Raw genomic sequence first — 15415 nt, 5'->3', positions numbered from 1 at the left:
TTGGGCGCCTTGAAACGGTGAGGCCATACTGTAATCGCTATCGCGACCGGCGGAGGGGTTTCGGCGCGAAAACTGTTGCGCCGAAGGCACTGAGCGCCCGTTTCAACGCGGCTGACTGGAAAACAGAACGCCGTCGCGGCTTGGACCGCGACGGCGTGGTGGCCTGCGTGTAGCGGACGTTTAGAACGAGTGGCGCATGCCCAGGTTCACACCGGTGTGGCCGCTGCCGTTGTCGGTCGCATTGCCGACCTTGAAACTGGCGCCGTTGCGATTGTTGATGTGGGCATAGGCGGCGTACAGCTCGGTGCGCACCGACAGGCGGCGCAGATAGCCGATGGCGTACTGGCGGGCGTCCTGGTCCAGCGCGCTGTCGTCCTGGTGCAGGATGACCGAGGCCAACACCTTGTTGGCGCCCGAGGTGGCGCTCAGGCCCAGCAGCGTATCCTTGCTCTCGTTGCCGAGCAGGTCGCGGTTGAGGGCGCGGGCCAGGCTGGCGCTCCATGCGTCGACGCAGTAGCGCGCCACGATCATGGTGTTGCGCGCGTGCGCCGTGGCCAGGGCGTTGTCCTTGACGTGGTGGGCCAGCACCACGGTCAGCGGGCCGCGCACGTAGCTGGCGCTGCCGCTCAAGCTGCGGTTGGCGGCGCTGTTGCCAGCTGTTTCACCGGCGCCATAGGCCAGGTCGGCGGTGAAGCCGGCCACGGTCGGGCTGGTGTACTCGGCCAGGTTGTCGACGCGGGTGTTGGTCGCCATCAAATTGCTGGCGGTGCCGGCGAAGCCGACTTCGAAGGGATCGGCCACGTCGCGCACCACCTTGTAGTAAGGCGAGTACTGGCGGCCCAGCGAGACGGCGCCGAAGGAGCCGGACAGGCCCAGCGCGGCTTGGCGGCCGAAGGCCAGGCCGCCTTGGCCGGAGGCGCCGTTGTCGAGGCCGATGCCGCTCTCCAGGATGAAGCGGGCGCTCAGGCCGCCGCCGAGGTCTTCCTTGCCCTTGAAGCCCAGGCGCGAGCCGGAGCCGACGCCGCCGCCCAGGGTGTTGACGTTGCCGGCGGCACCACCGCGCTCGAGCACCAGGCCGGCATCGGCCACGCCGTAGACGGTGACGCTCGATTGGGCCAAGGCGGCGCCGGAGCACAGGGTCAGGGCGATGGCGGAAATAGCGAATTGTTTCATATGGGTCTCCTGTTGCTAGTTGTTTTATGCTGCGTGAATATGTACTGGCTTTTCAACGACGGTCAGATGCGCCTCGGTGTCGAGCGCGCCCTCCCACTTGGCCACGACGGCGGTGGCGATGGCGTTGCCGACGGCGTTGGTGGCGGAACGGCCCATGTCGAGGAACTGGTCGACACCCATCAGCAGCAGCAGGCCGGCCTCGGGGATGTTGAACTGGTTCAGCGTGGCGGCGATCACCACCAGCGAAGCGCGCGGCACACCGGCCATGCCTTTGGAGGTCAGCATCAACAGCAGCAGCATGGTGATCTGGGTGCCCATCGACAACTCGATGCTGTAGGCCTGGGTGATGAACAGCACGGCGAAGGTGCAATACATCATCGAGCCGTCCAGATTGAACGAGTAGCCCATCGGCAACACGAAGCTGGAGATCTTGCGCTGCACGCCGAACTTGTCCAGCGAGTCCAGCAGTTTCGGATAGGCCGCCTCCGAGCTGGCGGTCGAAAATGCCAGCAGGAAGGGTTCGCGGATCAGGCCGATCAAGCGGAACACGCTCTTGCCGAGGAAGATGAAGCCGCCGCCGATCAACAGAATCCACAGGCAGAACAGACCCAGGTAGAAGCCGCCCATGAACTTGGCGAAGGTGACCAGGATGCCCAGGCCGTTGGTGGTGACCACCGACGCCATGGCGGCGAACACGGCCAGAGGAGCCAGGGTCATGATCGCGCCGGTGATGCGCAGCATGACTTGTGCCAACTCGTCGATGACGGCCGTCAGTTTCTTGCCGTGCTCGCCCAAGGCGCCCAGCGCGCTACCGAAGAAGATCGAGAACACCAGAACTTGCAGAATCTCGTTATTGGCCATCGCCTCGATCGGCGACTTCGGCACCATGTGGGAGACGAAATCTTTCAACGTGAAGGCGGAAGTCTTCAGGCCGGTAACGGCGTCAATCGGCGGCAATGGCAGGCCCAAATTGGCACCCAGTTGCATCCAGTTCGACAGCACCATACCCAAGGTCAAGGAAACCAGCGAGGCGGAAACAAACCAGCCCATGGCTTTTGCGCCGATACGACCGGCGGCTTTGCCGTCGCCCATATGGGCAATACCCACCGTCAGCGTCGAGAATACCAACAGGGAGATGATCATTTTGATCAAACGCAGGAATACATCCGTCGCGATCGAAATATGCGCGGCGATATCCGTGGTGATTTTTTTGTCGGGGAAGGTGTCATGGCAGACGTAACCGACTGCTATGCCCAATACCATCGCGATCAGGATGTATAGGGTTAATGGGCGTTTCTTTTTCATCTTGACTCTCCAATTGGGGTAGCGATTGGGCACGGCATTGGCACCCATCTTTGTTTTAACAACCCCGCCGCCAGTGGCTGCGGGTTGGAGGCTACATAGCAAGCGGCATGCCTGCCATGAACAAACAGTCAATTTTTCACTAAGACATTGTTTTCAAACGACATTCTTTATGGAAACTTCCTGGCCGCACGAAATTTCGTCCAATTAGTTGGACGCCAAAAGCGGCCCGCGTATGACTTATTGGACTGGCTGGAAGAACCTGGCCGGCGGCGCAGGAAACGGCCGCCGCGGGCCGCTCAGCTTGCATCGATTAAGCTAACGTTGAGTTTGTTCAAGCCAGAAATGAGCATATCGGCAACTCACCGTTCGCACCCGCTCATAGGGGAAGGCAGGGCGAAGTGGTGAACGGATGCAAAGCGACCTATACTTGCGCGGAAGATGTTGCCGCAAACCCAACAGCCTTGGACTCCTAGACGATGACCGATTCCTTCCACGCAGAACTCGCCGCCGCGCTCGCCAGCGCGGCCGACTCCGACCGCATTGCCGGCATGCGCGCCTACATGCGCGAGCAGTTTGATTTTTTGGGTGTGCCGACGCCGGCGCGCCGCGCGGCCGTCAAACCGATATTGAAGTCGTTGAAAGGAATCGGTGCCGCCGCCCTGCTCCGCCACGCCAATGAATTGTGGGAATTGCCGGAAAGGGAATTTCAATATGTCGCCATCGATCTATTGGCGATGCATAGCAAGGAATTGGAAACCCGCCATGTGGCGAATTTACTCCAGTTGGTGCAAAAGAAATCGTGGTGGGATAGCGTGGATGGATTGGCCTCGCTGATTGGCGATGTATTGCGCGGCAAGCATGAGGGAATGGACGATTGCGTGCGCCATTCGAATATGTGGCTGCGTCGGATCGCCCTGCTGCATCAATTGGGCTGGCGCGAGCACGTCGATCAACAACGTCTTTTCGCCTATTGCCTGATGCTGGCGCCGGAAAAGGAATTCTTCATTCAAAAAGCCATCGGCTGGGCCTTGCGCGATTACGCCCACCATAACCCCGACGCGGTGCGGGCTTTCCTTCAGGAGGAATCCTACCGCTTGCCGGCCTTGAGCTATCGCGAAGCAAACAAACACCTGAAAATCGTCTCAGTTTGAATGGGATGTCGGGTCTGGGTTGCGCAAACGCCAGTGGCGCGGCGTGAGATTGAACCAGCGCAGAAATGCCCGGTTGAATGCGCTCTGCTCCGAATAGCCCAATAGCAGAGCCACCTCGGGCAAGGCCAGGCGGCTGTCGCGCAGATAGTCCTCGGCGAGATGCTTCCGGGTGTCGTCCAACAAGGCGCGGTAGCTCCAGCCGTGCTGGCTCAAAAGACGCCGCAGCGTGCGGCCGCTGGTGTTGAGCTCGGCGGCCAGATGGCGCAGGCCGGGCTCGCCTTGCAATAGGTGGCGGGAGATGCGCTGGCGGACATCTTGCTCAAATGGATCTTTTGTCGGCAAGGCGGCGAAGCCGGCCTGCACTTGTTGTTCCAACATTGCCGCCAACGCTGGATCGGCTAGACGCAGGGGCAGGCTGAGCAGGGACGCCGGCAGGATGATTCTGGTGGCGTCCTGCGCGAACCGGACCGGGCAGCCGAAGAAATCACGGTAGGGGGTGGCATCGTCGGGTGGCGATTCGACAAAATGCACCGCCTCCGGCGCGATCGCCTCCCCAGTGACGTTGCGCGCGAACTGGATCACGGCGGCCAGACCGCATTGGTTGACCAACAAGCCCACGCTGCGCGACTCGGCATCCCATTCCAGGACCACCTGACCGTTGTGCTGCAGGCATCGAACGGGGCTGACGTCGTGCACCAGCCGCTGGTAGCGAATGTAACGCTCGATGGCGGCCGGAACCGAACTCGACGATAACAAGACGTAACCGAGTGGTCCGAGGTGGGCAGCGGTGATGGTGGCGCCGATGCGCAAGCCCAGTGTCGGGTCGTGCAGATGGTCCGCCGCCCGCTCCAGCATTGCGCGCCATTGCGACGCCGGATAGGCGGCCTCAGCCGTGGCGCCGACCGGAACTGCCAGCCCCAACAGCGCGCCGGCGTCATGGCCCTGCCGCGCCAGATACTCGAACAACAGACGCACATACGAGGCCGGCACGCTGCCTTCAGGCGCGGCGCGCGCCGATCTATCACTGTGATTGGTATACATGGCCCCAATTGTCAAAATTGTGACCCGCCCTGTCAAGCAATGATTGCATGCCGACACCTACAATCGGCACACCCCCCACTTCCAGGAACAACACCATGATTGCAGCATCCGCCGCCCAAGCTCAGGCTTTGGTGCGTAACTCCGCCCATTTCCAGTGGTACGTCATCCCCTTGCTGCTGATGGTGGTCTACGCCTATGGCGAGCAAGCCGCCGCCAAGCGTTGGAATGTGGTGCTTGCCGGCACAGCATTTTGGCTGATGGACTGGATCAACGAGATTTGGAACGGTCTGCTGTTCCATTTTTCCGGCTTCGCGCCGGCCTGGGGCACGCCGGGCAGCTCGGCCTATGTGATTCTGATCGGTCTGAACATCGAGATCTGCTTCATGTTCGCCATGATGGGCCTGTTCGCGGCGCGCACCCTGCCCGCCGACCGGCATTTGCGCATTCTGGGTGTCAACAACCGCTGGCTGCTGGCCGGCGCCAACTCGGTACTGTGCGTGTTTGTCGAATTGTGGCTCAACAGCATAGGTGCGCTGACCTGGGAGTGGCGCGGCTGGAACGCCGGCGCACCCTACCTGGTCTGGCTGGTCGGCTATGTTCCCTTCTTCGTGGTCGCCTATTGGGTACACGACATGCCGCAACGCAGCCGGCAGATCGGCGTGGTGGCGGGACTGGCCGGCCTCGTCGGCGCCGCCCTCCTGCTGTTCGCCGGCGTGCTGAAGTGGATTTGAGCCGCCAAAACGGTCAAATCAAACCAAAAACTAGCGTAAAAAGGGGCTCTTCACGGTCTGCCGGGATGCCGGCCTTACCCCGTAAGCAAAGGGGTCTGACCCCGGATGGGGTCAGACCCCGGCTTCCGCGTCCCGGGGTAGGGGCAAAAAAAGAGCCGAACCTCGCGGCACCGGCTCTTTCTATGGAAGTTCGCGGCTTAGCCGACGAACTTGCGCGCGTTGCGGAACATGCGCATCCATGGCGAATCCTCGCCCCACGATTCCGGGTGCCAGGATTGCTGCACGGTGCGGAAGACGCGCTCGGCGTGCGGCATCATCACGGTGAAGCGGCCGTCGGCCGTGGTCACCGAGGTCAAGCCCTGCGGCGAACCGTTCGGGTTGTACGGATACGCTTCGGTGGCCGAACCACGGTTGTCGACGAAGCGCATCGCGGCGACCGCCTCGGCGATGTTGCCGGTCTGGCTGAAGTCGGCATAACCTTCGCCGTGGGCGATGGCGATGGCGCTCTGCGTGCCGGCCATGCCTTGGAAGAAGATCGACGGCGAATCCTGCACTTCCACCATCGCGAAGCGGGCTTCGAACTTCTCCGACTTGTTGGTGGTGAACTTAGGCCAGGCGTGCGCGCCGGGGATGATGGACTTCAGATTGCTCATCATCTGGCAACCGTTGCAGACGCCCAGGCCGAAGCTGTCGCTGCGGCCGAAGAAGCGGGCGAACTGCTCGGCCAGCGCGGCGTTGAACAGAATCGTCTTGGCCCAGCCCTCGCCGGCGCCCAGCACGTCGCCGTAGGAGAAGCCGCCGACGGCGATGATGCCCTGGAAGTCGTCCAGCTTGACGCGGCCGGCGATGAGGTCGCTCATGTGCACGTCGACGGCGGTGAAGCCGGCTTGATGCATGACGTAAGCGGTTTCTATGTGCGAATTGACACCCTGTTCGCGCAAGATCGCCACGCGCGGACGCACCCCGGTGGCCAGGAACGGCGCCGCCACGTTGTCGGCCAGGTCGAAAGTGATCTTCGGCGTGATGCCGGGATCGTTCTCGTCCAGCAGACGGTCGTATTCGGCGTCGGCGCAGGACGGGTTGTCGCGCAGACGGGAGATGCGCCAGCTAGTTTCGCTCCACAGGCGGTGCAGCTCGAAGCGCGGCTGGCTGTAGATGGTCTTGGCGTCGCGGGTGAACTCGATCACGCCACGGTCGTTCGGCTTGCCGATGATGTGGCTGCAGGCGCCCAGGTTGAAGGTGCGCAACACGTCCATGACCAGCGACTTCTCTTCGGCGCGCACCTGGATGACCGCGCCCAGCTCTTCGCTGAACAGCGCGCGCAGGGTTTGCTCGTTGCGCCGCTCGGCGACCTGGCCGGCCCAGTTTTTGGCGTCGCCCTGGTCGGCGCCGTGGCCGGCTTCCAAGGTCAGGATGTCGAGGTTGATCGACAGGCCGGCGCGGCCGGCGAAGGCCATTTCCACCAGCGTGCCGTAGAGGCCGCCGTCGGAACGGTCGTGGTAGGCCAGCAGTTTGCCGTCGTTGTTGAGTTGCTGGATGGCGGTGAAGAAGCCTTTCAGGTCTTCCGCGCTGTCGACGTCCGGCGTTTCATTGCCCAGCTGGCCCATGACCAGCGACAGCGCCGAGGCGCCCATGCGGTTCTTGCCACGGCCCAGGTCGATCAAAATGATCGATGTTTCACCTGCGTCGGTCTGGATCTGCGGGGTCAGCGACTTGCGCACGTCGTACACGGGCGCAAACGCCGAAACGATCAGCGACACCGGGCTGGTGACCGCCTTGGCCTCGTCGTTGGCGTCGTCGCGCCAGGTGGTGCGCATCGACAACGAATCCTTGCCCACTGGAATGCTGATGCCCAGCGCCGGGCACAACTCCATGCCGACCGCCTTGACGGTGTCGAACAGGGCCGCGTCCTGGCCCGGTTGGCCGCAGGCGGCCATCCAGTTGGCCGACAGTTTGATGTCGGAAATATCCTTGATCGGCGCGGCGGCGATGTTGGTGATCGCCTCGCCGACGGCCATGCGGCCCGAGGCCGGCGCGTTGATGGCGGCCAGCGGGGTGCGCTCGCCCATAGCCATCGCCTCGCCGAGGTAGCCCTCGAAGCTCATCGCGGTGACGGCGCAGTCGCCGACCGGCACTTGCCACGGGCCAACCATCTGGTCGCGCACGCTCATGCCGCCGACCGTGCGGTCGCCGATGGTAATCAGGAAGGACTTGTCGCCGACGGTGGGCAGCAGCAGCACGCGCTTGGCGGCCTCGTCCAGGTCGATGCCGGTCAGGTCGATGGCCGGGAAGTCGTTTTGCACGTGGTGCACGTCGCGCAGCATCTTCGGCGGCTTGCCAAGCAGCACGTCCATCGGCATGTCGACCGGCTCGTTGCCCAGTTCCGGGTCGATCAGCTTGAGTTGGCGTTCCTCGGTGGCCACGCCGACCACGGCGAACAGGCAGCGCTCGCGCTGGCACAGCGCCTGGAAGCCGGGCAGGCTGTCCGGCGCGATGGCCAGCACATAGCGTTCCTGCGATTCGTTGCTCCAGATTTCCTTCGGCGCCATGCCGCTCTCTTCCAGCGGAATCTTGCGCAGGTCGAAGATCGCGCCGCGTTTGGCGTCGTTGGTGATCTCCGGGAAGGCGTTCGACAGGCCACCGGCGCCGACGTCGTGGATCGAGATGATCGGATTGGCCGCGCCCAGTTGCCAGCAGCCGTTGATGACCTCCTGCGCCCGGCGTTCCATCTCGGGATTGCCGCGCTGCACCGAGTCGAAGTCCAGGTCGGCGGTGTTGCTGCCGGTGGTCATCGACGAGGCGGCGCTGCCGCCCATGCCGATGCGCATGCCGGGACCGCCCAGCTGCACCAGCAGGCTGCCGACCGGAATGTCGTTCTTGTGGGTGTGCTGGCCGGAAATGTTGCCGATACCGCCGGCGATCATGATCGGCTTGTGGTAGCCCAGCACGGTGTCGTGCGCGCCGGCGAACTGGCGGCCGATGTTTTGCTCGTAGGTGCGGAAGTAGCCGCCCAGCACCGGACGACCGAATTCATTGCTGAACGCGGCGCCGCCCAGCGGACCCTCGATCATGATCTGCAGGGCCGAGGCGATGCGCTCCGGCTTGCCGTAGGCCTTGGCCGAAACGCTGCGCGCGGCCAGCGGCGCGGTGACGTCGGCGTCGTTTTCCCAGGCCTGGACGGCGCCCGGCAGCATCAGGTTCGACACGGTGAAGCCGGCCAGGCCGGCCTTCGGCTTGGCGCCACGGCCGGTCGCGCCCTCGTCGCGGATCTCGCCGCCGGCGCCGGTGGAGGCGCCGGGGAATGGCGAAATCGCCGTCGGGTGGTTGTGCGTCTCGACCTTCATCAAGGTGTGCGTCAGCTCGCTCATGGCGCTGTACTCTTGGCCGGCGCCCTGCGGGAAGAAGCGCATCACTTCGGCGCCTTCCATGATCGAGGAATTGTCGCTATAGGCGACGATGGTGCCTTTTGGCTGCAGTTGATGGGTGTTCTTGATCATCTGGAACAGCGACTTGTCCTGCGCCACGCCGTCGACGATCCAGTCGGCGTTGAAGATCTTGTGGCGGCAATGCTCGCTGTTGGCCTGCGCGAACATCATCAGTTCGACGTCGGTCGGGTTGCGGCCGGCCTTGGTGAAGGCGGCGTCCAGGTAGTCGATCTCGTCGTCCGACATGGCCAGGCCCAGGTCCGTGTTGGCTTTTTCCAGCGCGGCCTTGCCGGCGCCGAGCACGTCGATCGATTCGAGCGGGCGGGCGTCCAGGGTGCGGAACAGGCCGGCGGCCTCGTCCGGATGGCGCAGCACGGTCTCGGTCATGCGGTCGTGCAACAGCGCGGCGATGTCCTGTACCTGCGCGTCGCTCAGCTTCTTGGCCGCGCCGATGCTGCTGCCCAGAATGCCGGCCTTCAGGTTGACGCGGAAGGCGACGCCCCGTTCGACCCGCTTGATGTGGGCCATGCCGCAGTTGCGCGCGATGTCGGTGGCCTTCGAGGCCCACGGCGAAATGGTGCCGAAGCGCGGAATGACGAAGAACTCTTCGACCACGCCTTCGGCGTGCTCGGCGTGGGCCGGTTCGCCATAGGTCAGCAGCGCGCCGAGGCGGCTGCTGTCGTCTGTGCTCAGCGGTGCGCCGGCGTCGATGAAGTGGACAAAGCGCGCCTGGACCGCGACGACGGCGGGTAGCACGCTTTGCAGTTGGGTTAACAGGCGTTGGCTACGGAATGCGGACAGGGCGTTGGAGCCCGGCAGAATCAACATGGTTGGGAGATGGTTGATGCAGCGAGGCTGCGGATTAAAGGTAGATGTGGCACGAGTGGGTTTTGCTGAAATTCCTTTGCGCGCATTATACCTCTTCCGCCCTCCGCATAGCAGACACCGGCTGGGCCGGAAGTGCTGCGGAAGCAACATTTTTGCCATCTATTGCGCCAAAATCAAGCTTCCGCCGAGCAATCCCCCTGTTTTTCGCGCAAAAACGTATTACCTTGGAGTATGCTAGTTCGAAACTAGCTGACGCCTGCCGTTGATACATGACGTTGATACATGAGTAGCCGCGCAAAGCATGGCCGCCCGACCTACGAAAGTAAAAAATGCCAGAATATAGCGACCTGTCGGTGTTGATCGTCGACCCCAACCCGGGCATGCGCGCCAGCCTGCACAATATGCTGAACCTGTCGTCGATCAGCAAGATCGAGTACGCGGTCAGCTCGGGCACGGCGATCCGCCAACTGGGCAAGAAATCCTTCGACATCGTGCTCTGCGAGTACGACCTGGGCAGCGGCAGCAACGACAACGGCCAGGACGGCCAGCAGCTGCTCGAGGACTTGCGCCTGCACAAGCTGATCGGCCAGTGGACCATCTTCATCATGCTCACCTCGGAGGGCGTGTACAGCAAGGTCATCAGCGCGGCCGAGCTGACGCCGACCGACTACATCCTGAAACCGTTCACCGTCGACGTGCTGATCCAGCGCATCACCCGCGCCGTCGACCGCCGCGCCGTCTTCATGCCGGTGTTCCACCTGGTCGGCCTGGGCAATCTGCGCAAGGCCATCGCCAACTGCGGCGAGCTGGAGCTGCAGCATCCGCGCTACGCCATCGACTTCGCCCGCCTGCGCGCCGAGATGCACGTCACCTTGGAAGAGCTGGCCGAGGCGGCGCTGATCTACCAGACCATCCTGATGCAAAAACCGCTTGGTTGGGCCCACCTGGGGCTGGCGCGCTGCCAGTACGGCCTGGGCCGCTACGAGGAGGCGCTGCAAAGCCTCGACGCGCTGATCGAACACAACCCCAAGTTCATGGCCGCCTACGACCTGCTGGCCAAGACCCACGTGGCGCTGGGCCAGGCGGTGCAGGCCAAAAAGATCCTCGAGGACGCCGTGGCGATCTCGCCGCACATGGTGGCGCGCCTGCGCCACCTGGGCGAGGTGGCCTTCGAGACGGGCGACGTCGGCGTCGCCGAGAAGGCCTTCAAGCAGGTGGTGGCCAAGGCCAAGTATTCCGAATTCCGCGACCCGGAGGACCACGTCAACCTGGTCAAGACCCTGGTCAAGAAGGGCGACGCCAACCAGGCCGGCGGGGTGATCCGCGACCTCGAGCGTTCGCTGCGCGGCAACGCCAACACCGACGCCTGCCGCGCCATCGCCTCGGCCCTGCTGCAGGAGATGACCGGCAACCTGCCGGCCGCCGCCGCCGAGCTGGCCACCGCCGTCACCGCCGTCGGCACCAGCCGGGGCCTGTCGACGGGGCTGAAGGTCGGCCTGGTGCACAGCTGCCTGAAGAACAAGCTCGACAGCCAGGCCTCGGAGTTGATGATCAACCTGATGAACGACACCGACAGCGGCATCACCACCGACGACGCGGTCGACGTGTTCGAGAAGGCCGGCCGCCACGATCTGGCGCAGGGGGTCGGCGACACCGTCGCCCGCCAGGTACAGGAGCTGCTCAGCGACGCCGCCGACCGGCGCAGCCAGGGCGACCTGCGCGCCGCCGTCGACGTGCTCAACATCGCGCTGCGAAAGACGCCCGGCAACGTGCCGCTGCTGGCGGCGGCCGCCTCGGCCATTCTCAAGCAGCTCGACGACCTGGGTTGGGAAGCGCCGCTGGGCGAGCGCTGCGGCCAGTTGATCGAGCGCGTGCGCAGCCTGGCGCCGACCCATCCGGCGCTGGCCACGCTGCACGCGCAGTACACCGCGACCCAGCGCAAGTACGGCATTTCCACCACCGCCTAGCGACGCGGGCGACTCACCGCCCTACCCCACAATGCGGCTGGGAGGGGTCTGACCCCGGCGGGGTCAGACCCCAGCGTCCGGGCTGCGGGTCAACGCTACATCATGCGTCGGCCACGCCGTAACCGCCACCGCCCGGCGTCTCGATGATGAACACATCGTCGACCTGCATCGCGCACTTGCCGATGTGGCCCAACTCCTCGACGCTGCCGTCGCTGCGCTGCACCAGGTTGCGGCCGGTGGCGCCGGGCTCGCCGCCGGCCATGCCGAAGGGCGCGTGGACGCGGTTGTTCGACAAAATCGCCGCCGTCATCGGCTCGAGGAAGCGCACCTTGCGCACGCCGCCGTCGCCGCCGTGCCAGCGTCCCGCCCCGCCGGAGCCGGCGCGGATCTCGTAGCTGTCCAGGCGCACCGGGAAGCGGAATTCGAGGATCTCGGGATCGGTCAGGCGCGAGTTGGTCATGTTCGTCTGCACCACGCTGGTGCCGTCGAAGCCCGGGCCGGCACCGGAACCGCCGCTGATGGTCTCGTAGTACTGGTAGCGCTCGTTACCGAAGGTGAAGTTGTTCATCGTCCCCTGCGAGGCCGCCATCACGCCCAGCGCGCCGTACAGCGCGTTGGTGATGCAGGTCGAGGTTTCCACATTGCCCGACACGACCGAGGCCGGATAGTGCGGGTTGAGCATCGAGCCCGGCGGGATCAACACCTTGAGCGGCTTCAGGCAGCCGGCGTTGAGCGGAATGTCGTCGTCGACCAGCGTGCGGAACACGTACAGCACCGCCGCCATGCACACCGCCGACGGCGCGTTGAAGTTGTTCTCCAACTGCGCCGAGGTGCCGCTGAAGTCGATCTCGGCACTACGCTTGGCACGGTCGACCCGCAGCGCCACCTGGATCTGCGCGCCGTTGTCCAGCTGGACCGTGTAGCTGCCGTCGGCCAGCGTGCCGATGACGCGGCGCACCGCCTCCTCGGCGTTGTCCTGCACGTGGCCCATGTAGGCCTGCACCACCTCCAGGCCGAAGTGCGCGACCATCTTGCCCAGTTCGTCGACGCCCTTCTGGTTGGCCGCCACCTGGGCGCGCAGGTCGGCCATGTTCTGGTCGGGGTTGCGCGCCGGGTAGGTGGCGCCGCTCAGCAGCGCGCGCGTCTCGGCCTCGCGCAGCTGGCCGCCGGCGGCGCCGTCGACCAGCTTGAAGTTGTTGATCAGGACGCCCTCCTCGACGATGCTGCGCGAGTCCGGCGGCATCGAGCCGGGCGTGGTGCCGCCGATGTCGGCGTGGTGGCCGCGCGAGCCGACGTAGAACAGGATGGCCGCGCCGGCCTGGTCGAACACCGGCGAGATCACCGTCACGTCGGGCAGGTGGGTGCCGCCGTGGTAGGGGTCGTTGAGCATGTAGACGTCGCCCGGCCGCATCTGGCCGGCGTTCGCCTGCATCACCGTCTTGATGCTCTCGCCCATCGAGCCCAGGTGCACCGGCATGTGCGGCGCGTTGGCGATCAGGTTGCCGGCGGCGTCGAAGATGGCGCAGCTGAAGTCGAGCCGCTCCTTGATGTTGACCGAGTAGGCGGTGTTCTGCAGGCGCAGGCCCATCTGCTCGGCGATCGACATGAACAGCTTGTTGAAGATCTCCAGCATCACCGGGTCGGCCGTGGTGCCGATGGCGCGCCGCGCCGGCAGCGCCTCGACGCGGGTCAACACCAGGTGGTCGTTCGGCGTCACCTCGGCCTGCCAGCCCGGCTCCACCACGGTGGTGGCGTTGGCCTCGGCGATGATGGCCGGCCCCTTGACGATGTCGCCGATGCGCGTGTCGGCGCGCTGGTACAGATTGGTGTCGCGCCATTTGCCGGCGCAGTACATCGGCACCACCGCGTGCGGCGCCAGGCCGCGCAGGCGCCGTGGCGCCGGCGTCACCGTCTCGGCCGGCGCGTCCGACTTGCCCAGCGCCTCGACCGAGACCGCCTCGACGATCAGCGCCTTGGCCGGCATCAGGAAGGAGAAGCGCTTCTTGTAGGCCGCCTCGAACTGCGCCTGCATCGCCGCCGGCGGGCCGAACAGCACGATCAGCGCCGAGTCGGTGCCCTCGTAGCGCAGGTGGACCCGCTCGATCAGGCTGATGCGCGCGTCCGCCACGCCCTGGTGCTGCAGCTCGGCGCGCGCCTGGCGGCCCAGCGCGTGCAGGCGCGCGGCCAGCTCGGCCTCGATCGCGCCGGCCAGCTTGAGCTCGACGGCCGCCTCGCGCATCGCGCTCTGGTCGGCCAGGCCCATGCCGTAGGCCGACATCACCCCGGCCAGCGAATGGACGAACACCGTCTTCATCCCCAGCGCGTCGGCCACCAGGCAGGCATGCTGGCCGCCGGCGCCGCCGAAGCTGGTCAGGGTGTATTCGGTGACGTCGTGGCCGCGCTGCACCGAGATCTGCTTGATGGCGTTGGCCATGTTGCCCACGGCGATCTCGATATAGCCCTCGGCCACCTGCTCCGGGCTGCTGTGCTGGCCGGTGGCGACGCCGATGCGGGCGGCCAACATGGCGAACTGGTGGCGCACGGTGGCCACGTCGAGCGGCTGGCGGCCTTCGGCGCCGAACAGCTGCGGGAAGTGGGCCGGCTGGATCTTGCCCAGCATGACGTTGCAGTCGGTGACCGCCAGCGGCCCGCCGCGGCGGTAGCTGGCCGGGCCGGGATTGGCGCCGGCGCTGTCCGGGCCGACGCGGTAGCGGCTGCCGTCGAAGTGCAGGATCGAGCCGCCGCCGGCGGCGACGGTGTGGATGCTCATCATCGGCGCGCGCATGCGCACGCCGGCCACCTGGGTCTCGAACACCCGCTCGAACTCGCCCGAGAAGTGCGACACGTCGGTCGAGGTGCCGCCCATGTCGAAGCCGATCACACGCTCGAAGCCGGCCAGCCGGCTGGCGCGCACCATGCCGACGATGCCGCCGGCCGGCCCGCTGAGAATGCTGTCCTTGCCGTGGAAGGTGCGGGCGTCGGTCAGGCCGCCGTTGGATTGCATGAACTGCAGGTTCACGCCGGGCAGCTCGACGGCGACCTGCTCGACGTAGCGCCGCAGGATGGGCGACAGGTAGGCGTCGACCACGGTGGTGTCGCCGCGCGCCACCAGCTTCATCAGCGGGCTGACCTGGTGCGACACCGAGATCTGGGTGAAGCCGATCTCGCGCGCCATCTCGGCCACCTTGGCCTCGTGGGCGTGGTAGCGGTAGCCGTGCATGAAGACGATGGCCAGCGAGCGCAGGCCCTGCTCGTACAGCGCCTGCAAGGCGGCGCGGGCGCTGTCGGCGGCCAGCGGCGTGACCAGCTCGCCGTGCGCGCCGATCCGCTCGTCGATCTCGACCACATGCTGGTAGAGCAGCTCGGGCAGCACGATGTGGCGGTCGAACAAGCGCGGCCGGTTCTGGTAGGCGATGCGCAGCGCGTCGCGGAAGCCGCGCGTGACGGCCAGCGCGGTGGCCTCGCCCTTGCGCTCCAACAGCGCGTTGGTGGCCACCGTCGTGCCCATCTTCACCGCCTCGATGCGCTCGACCGGAATCGGCGCCTTGGCGGCCACGCCCATCAGGTGGCGGATGCCGGCGATGGCGGCGTCGCGGTACAGCTCCGGATTTTCCGACAGCAGCTTGTGGGTGCGCAGGCTGCCGTTGGGCAGGCGCGCCACGATGTCCGTAAAGGTACCGCCCCGGTCGATCCAGAATTGCCAATCCATGCACACCTCGCCATGTTGAAAGAATAGCTATTGTAGTGCTAGAGACCGCCGTTGCGCAGGCGGCACAGCCGCACCGGACAAATTA

Annotated in this window: 8 protein-coding genes; 3 read left to right on the top strand and 5 right to left on the bottom strand. The window is 65.3% G+C overall.

The window, feature by feature from the left end; genetic code table 11:
• Positions 1-180: 180 nt before the first annotated feature.
• Together BM252_RS24675 and BM252_RS24670 are read right to left on the bottom strand one after the other, a co-directional pair.
• Positions 181-1173, bottom strand: coding sequence for a porin (locus BM252_RS24675; RefSeq protein ID WP_093390327.1), 993 nt, complete (start codon positions 1171-1173; stop codon positions 181-183).
• Between the two features lie 24 nt (positions 1174-1197).
• The gene (locus BM252_RS24670) at positions 1198-2478 is read right to left on the bottom strand and encodes a dicarboxylate/amino acid:cation symporter (RefSeq protein ID WP_093390326.1); all 1281 of its coding nucleotides are present in this window, start codon (positions 2476-2478) and stop codon (positions 1198-1200) included.
• 476 nt (positions 2479-2954) lie between these two features.
• On the opposite strand from BM252_RS24670, the gene BM252_RS24665 reads away from it, so the two are divergent.
• A complete protein-coding gene (locus BM252_RS24665) occupies positions 2955-3629 on the top strand; it encodes a DNA alkylation repair protein (protein WP_093390325.1) in 675 nt (224 codons plus the stop codon).
• Here BM252_RS24665 and BM252_RS24660 read toward each other — a convergent pair.
• Positions 3621-4670, bottom strand: coding sequence for an AraC family transcriptional regulator (locus BM252_RS24660; protein WP_139236740.1), 1050 nt, complete (start codon positions 4668-4670; stop codon positions 3621-3623). The genes BM252_RS24665 and BM252_RS24660 overlap by 9 nt on opposite strands.
• Before the next feature lie 95 nt (positions 4671-4765).
• On the opposite strand from BM252_RS24660, the gene BM252_RS24655 reads away from it, so the two are divergent.
• Positions 4766-5401: a hypothetical protein gene (locus tag BM252_RS24655; protein ID WP_093390323.1), complete on the top strand. Its 636-nt coding sequence runs from the start codon at positions 4766-4768 to the stop codon at positions 5399-5401.
• 197 nt (positions 5402-5598) lie between these two features.
• On the opposite strand, the gene purL is transcribed toward BM252_RS24655, so the two are convergent.
• Positions 5599-9654 carry a phosphoribosylformylglycinamidine synthase gene (gene purL, locus BM252_RS24650; protein ID WP_093390322.1) on the bottom strand — a complete coding sequence of 1352 codons (4056 nt, stop codon included), beginning with the start codon at positions 9652-9654 and terminating at the stop codon, positions 5599-5601.
• A gap of 329 nt (positions 9655-9983) precedes the next feature.
• Between purL and BM252_RS24645 the strand changes: the two genes are divergently transcribed.
• Positions 9984-11621, top strand: a complete 1638-nt coding sequence (locus BM252_RS24645; protein WP_093390321.1) for a tetratricopeptide repeat protein — start codon at positions 9984-9986, stop codon at positions 11619-11621.
• 100 nt (positions 11622-11721) lie between these two features.
• Here the strand turns inward: BM252_RS24645 and BM252_RS24640 are convergent, their stop codons facing one another.
• Positions 11722-15330, bottom strand: a complete 3609-nt coding sequence (locus tag BM252_RS24640; protein WP_093390320.1) for a hydantoinase B/oxoprolinase family protein — start codon at positions 15328-15330, stop codon at positions 11722-11724.
• Between the last annotated feature and the right edge of the window lie 85 nt (positions 15331-15415).

This window comes from Rugamonas rubra (genome assembly GCF_900114705.1).
In the GTDB taxonomy this organism is placed as follows: Bacteria; Pseudomonadota; Gammaproteobacteria; order Burkholderiales; family Burkholderiaceae_D; genus Rugamonas; species Rugamonas rubra.
This window is presented reverse-complemented; position numbering and strand designations above follow the sequence as displayed.

Coding starts and splice junctions, on each gene's coding strand:
- BM252_RS24675 (WP_093390327.1), bottom strand. CDS start 1,173: ATGAAACAATTCGCTATTTCCGCCATCGCCCTGACCCTGTGCTCCGGC.
- BM252_RS24670 (WP_093390326.1), bottom strand. CDS start 2,478: ATGAAAAAGAAACGCCCATTAACCCTATACATCCTGATCGCGATGGTA.
- BM252_RS24665 (WP_093390325.1), top strand. CDS start 2,955: ATGACCGATTCCTTCCACGCAGAACTCGCCGCCGCGCTCGCCAGCGCG.
- BM252_RS24660 (WP_139236740.1), bottom strand. CDS start 4,670: ATGTATACCAATCACAGTGATAGATCGGCGCGCGCCGCGCCTGAAGGC.
- BM252_RS24655 (WP_093390323.1), top strand. CDS start 4,766: ATGATTGCAGCATCCGCCGCCCAAGCTCAGGCTTTGGTGCGTAACTCC.
- purL (WP_093390322.1), bottom strand. CDS start 9,654: ATGTTGATTCTGCCGGGCTCCAACGCCCTGTCCGCATTCCGTAGCCAA.
- BM252_RS24645 (WP_093390321.1), top strand. CDS start 9,984: ATGCCAGAATATAGCGACCTGTCGGTGTTGATCGTCGACCCCAACCCG.
- BM252_RS24640 (WP_093390320.1), bottom strand. CDS start 15,330: ATGGATTGGCAATTCTGGATCGACCGGGGCGGTACCTTTACGGACATC.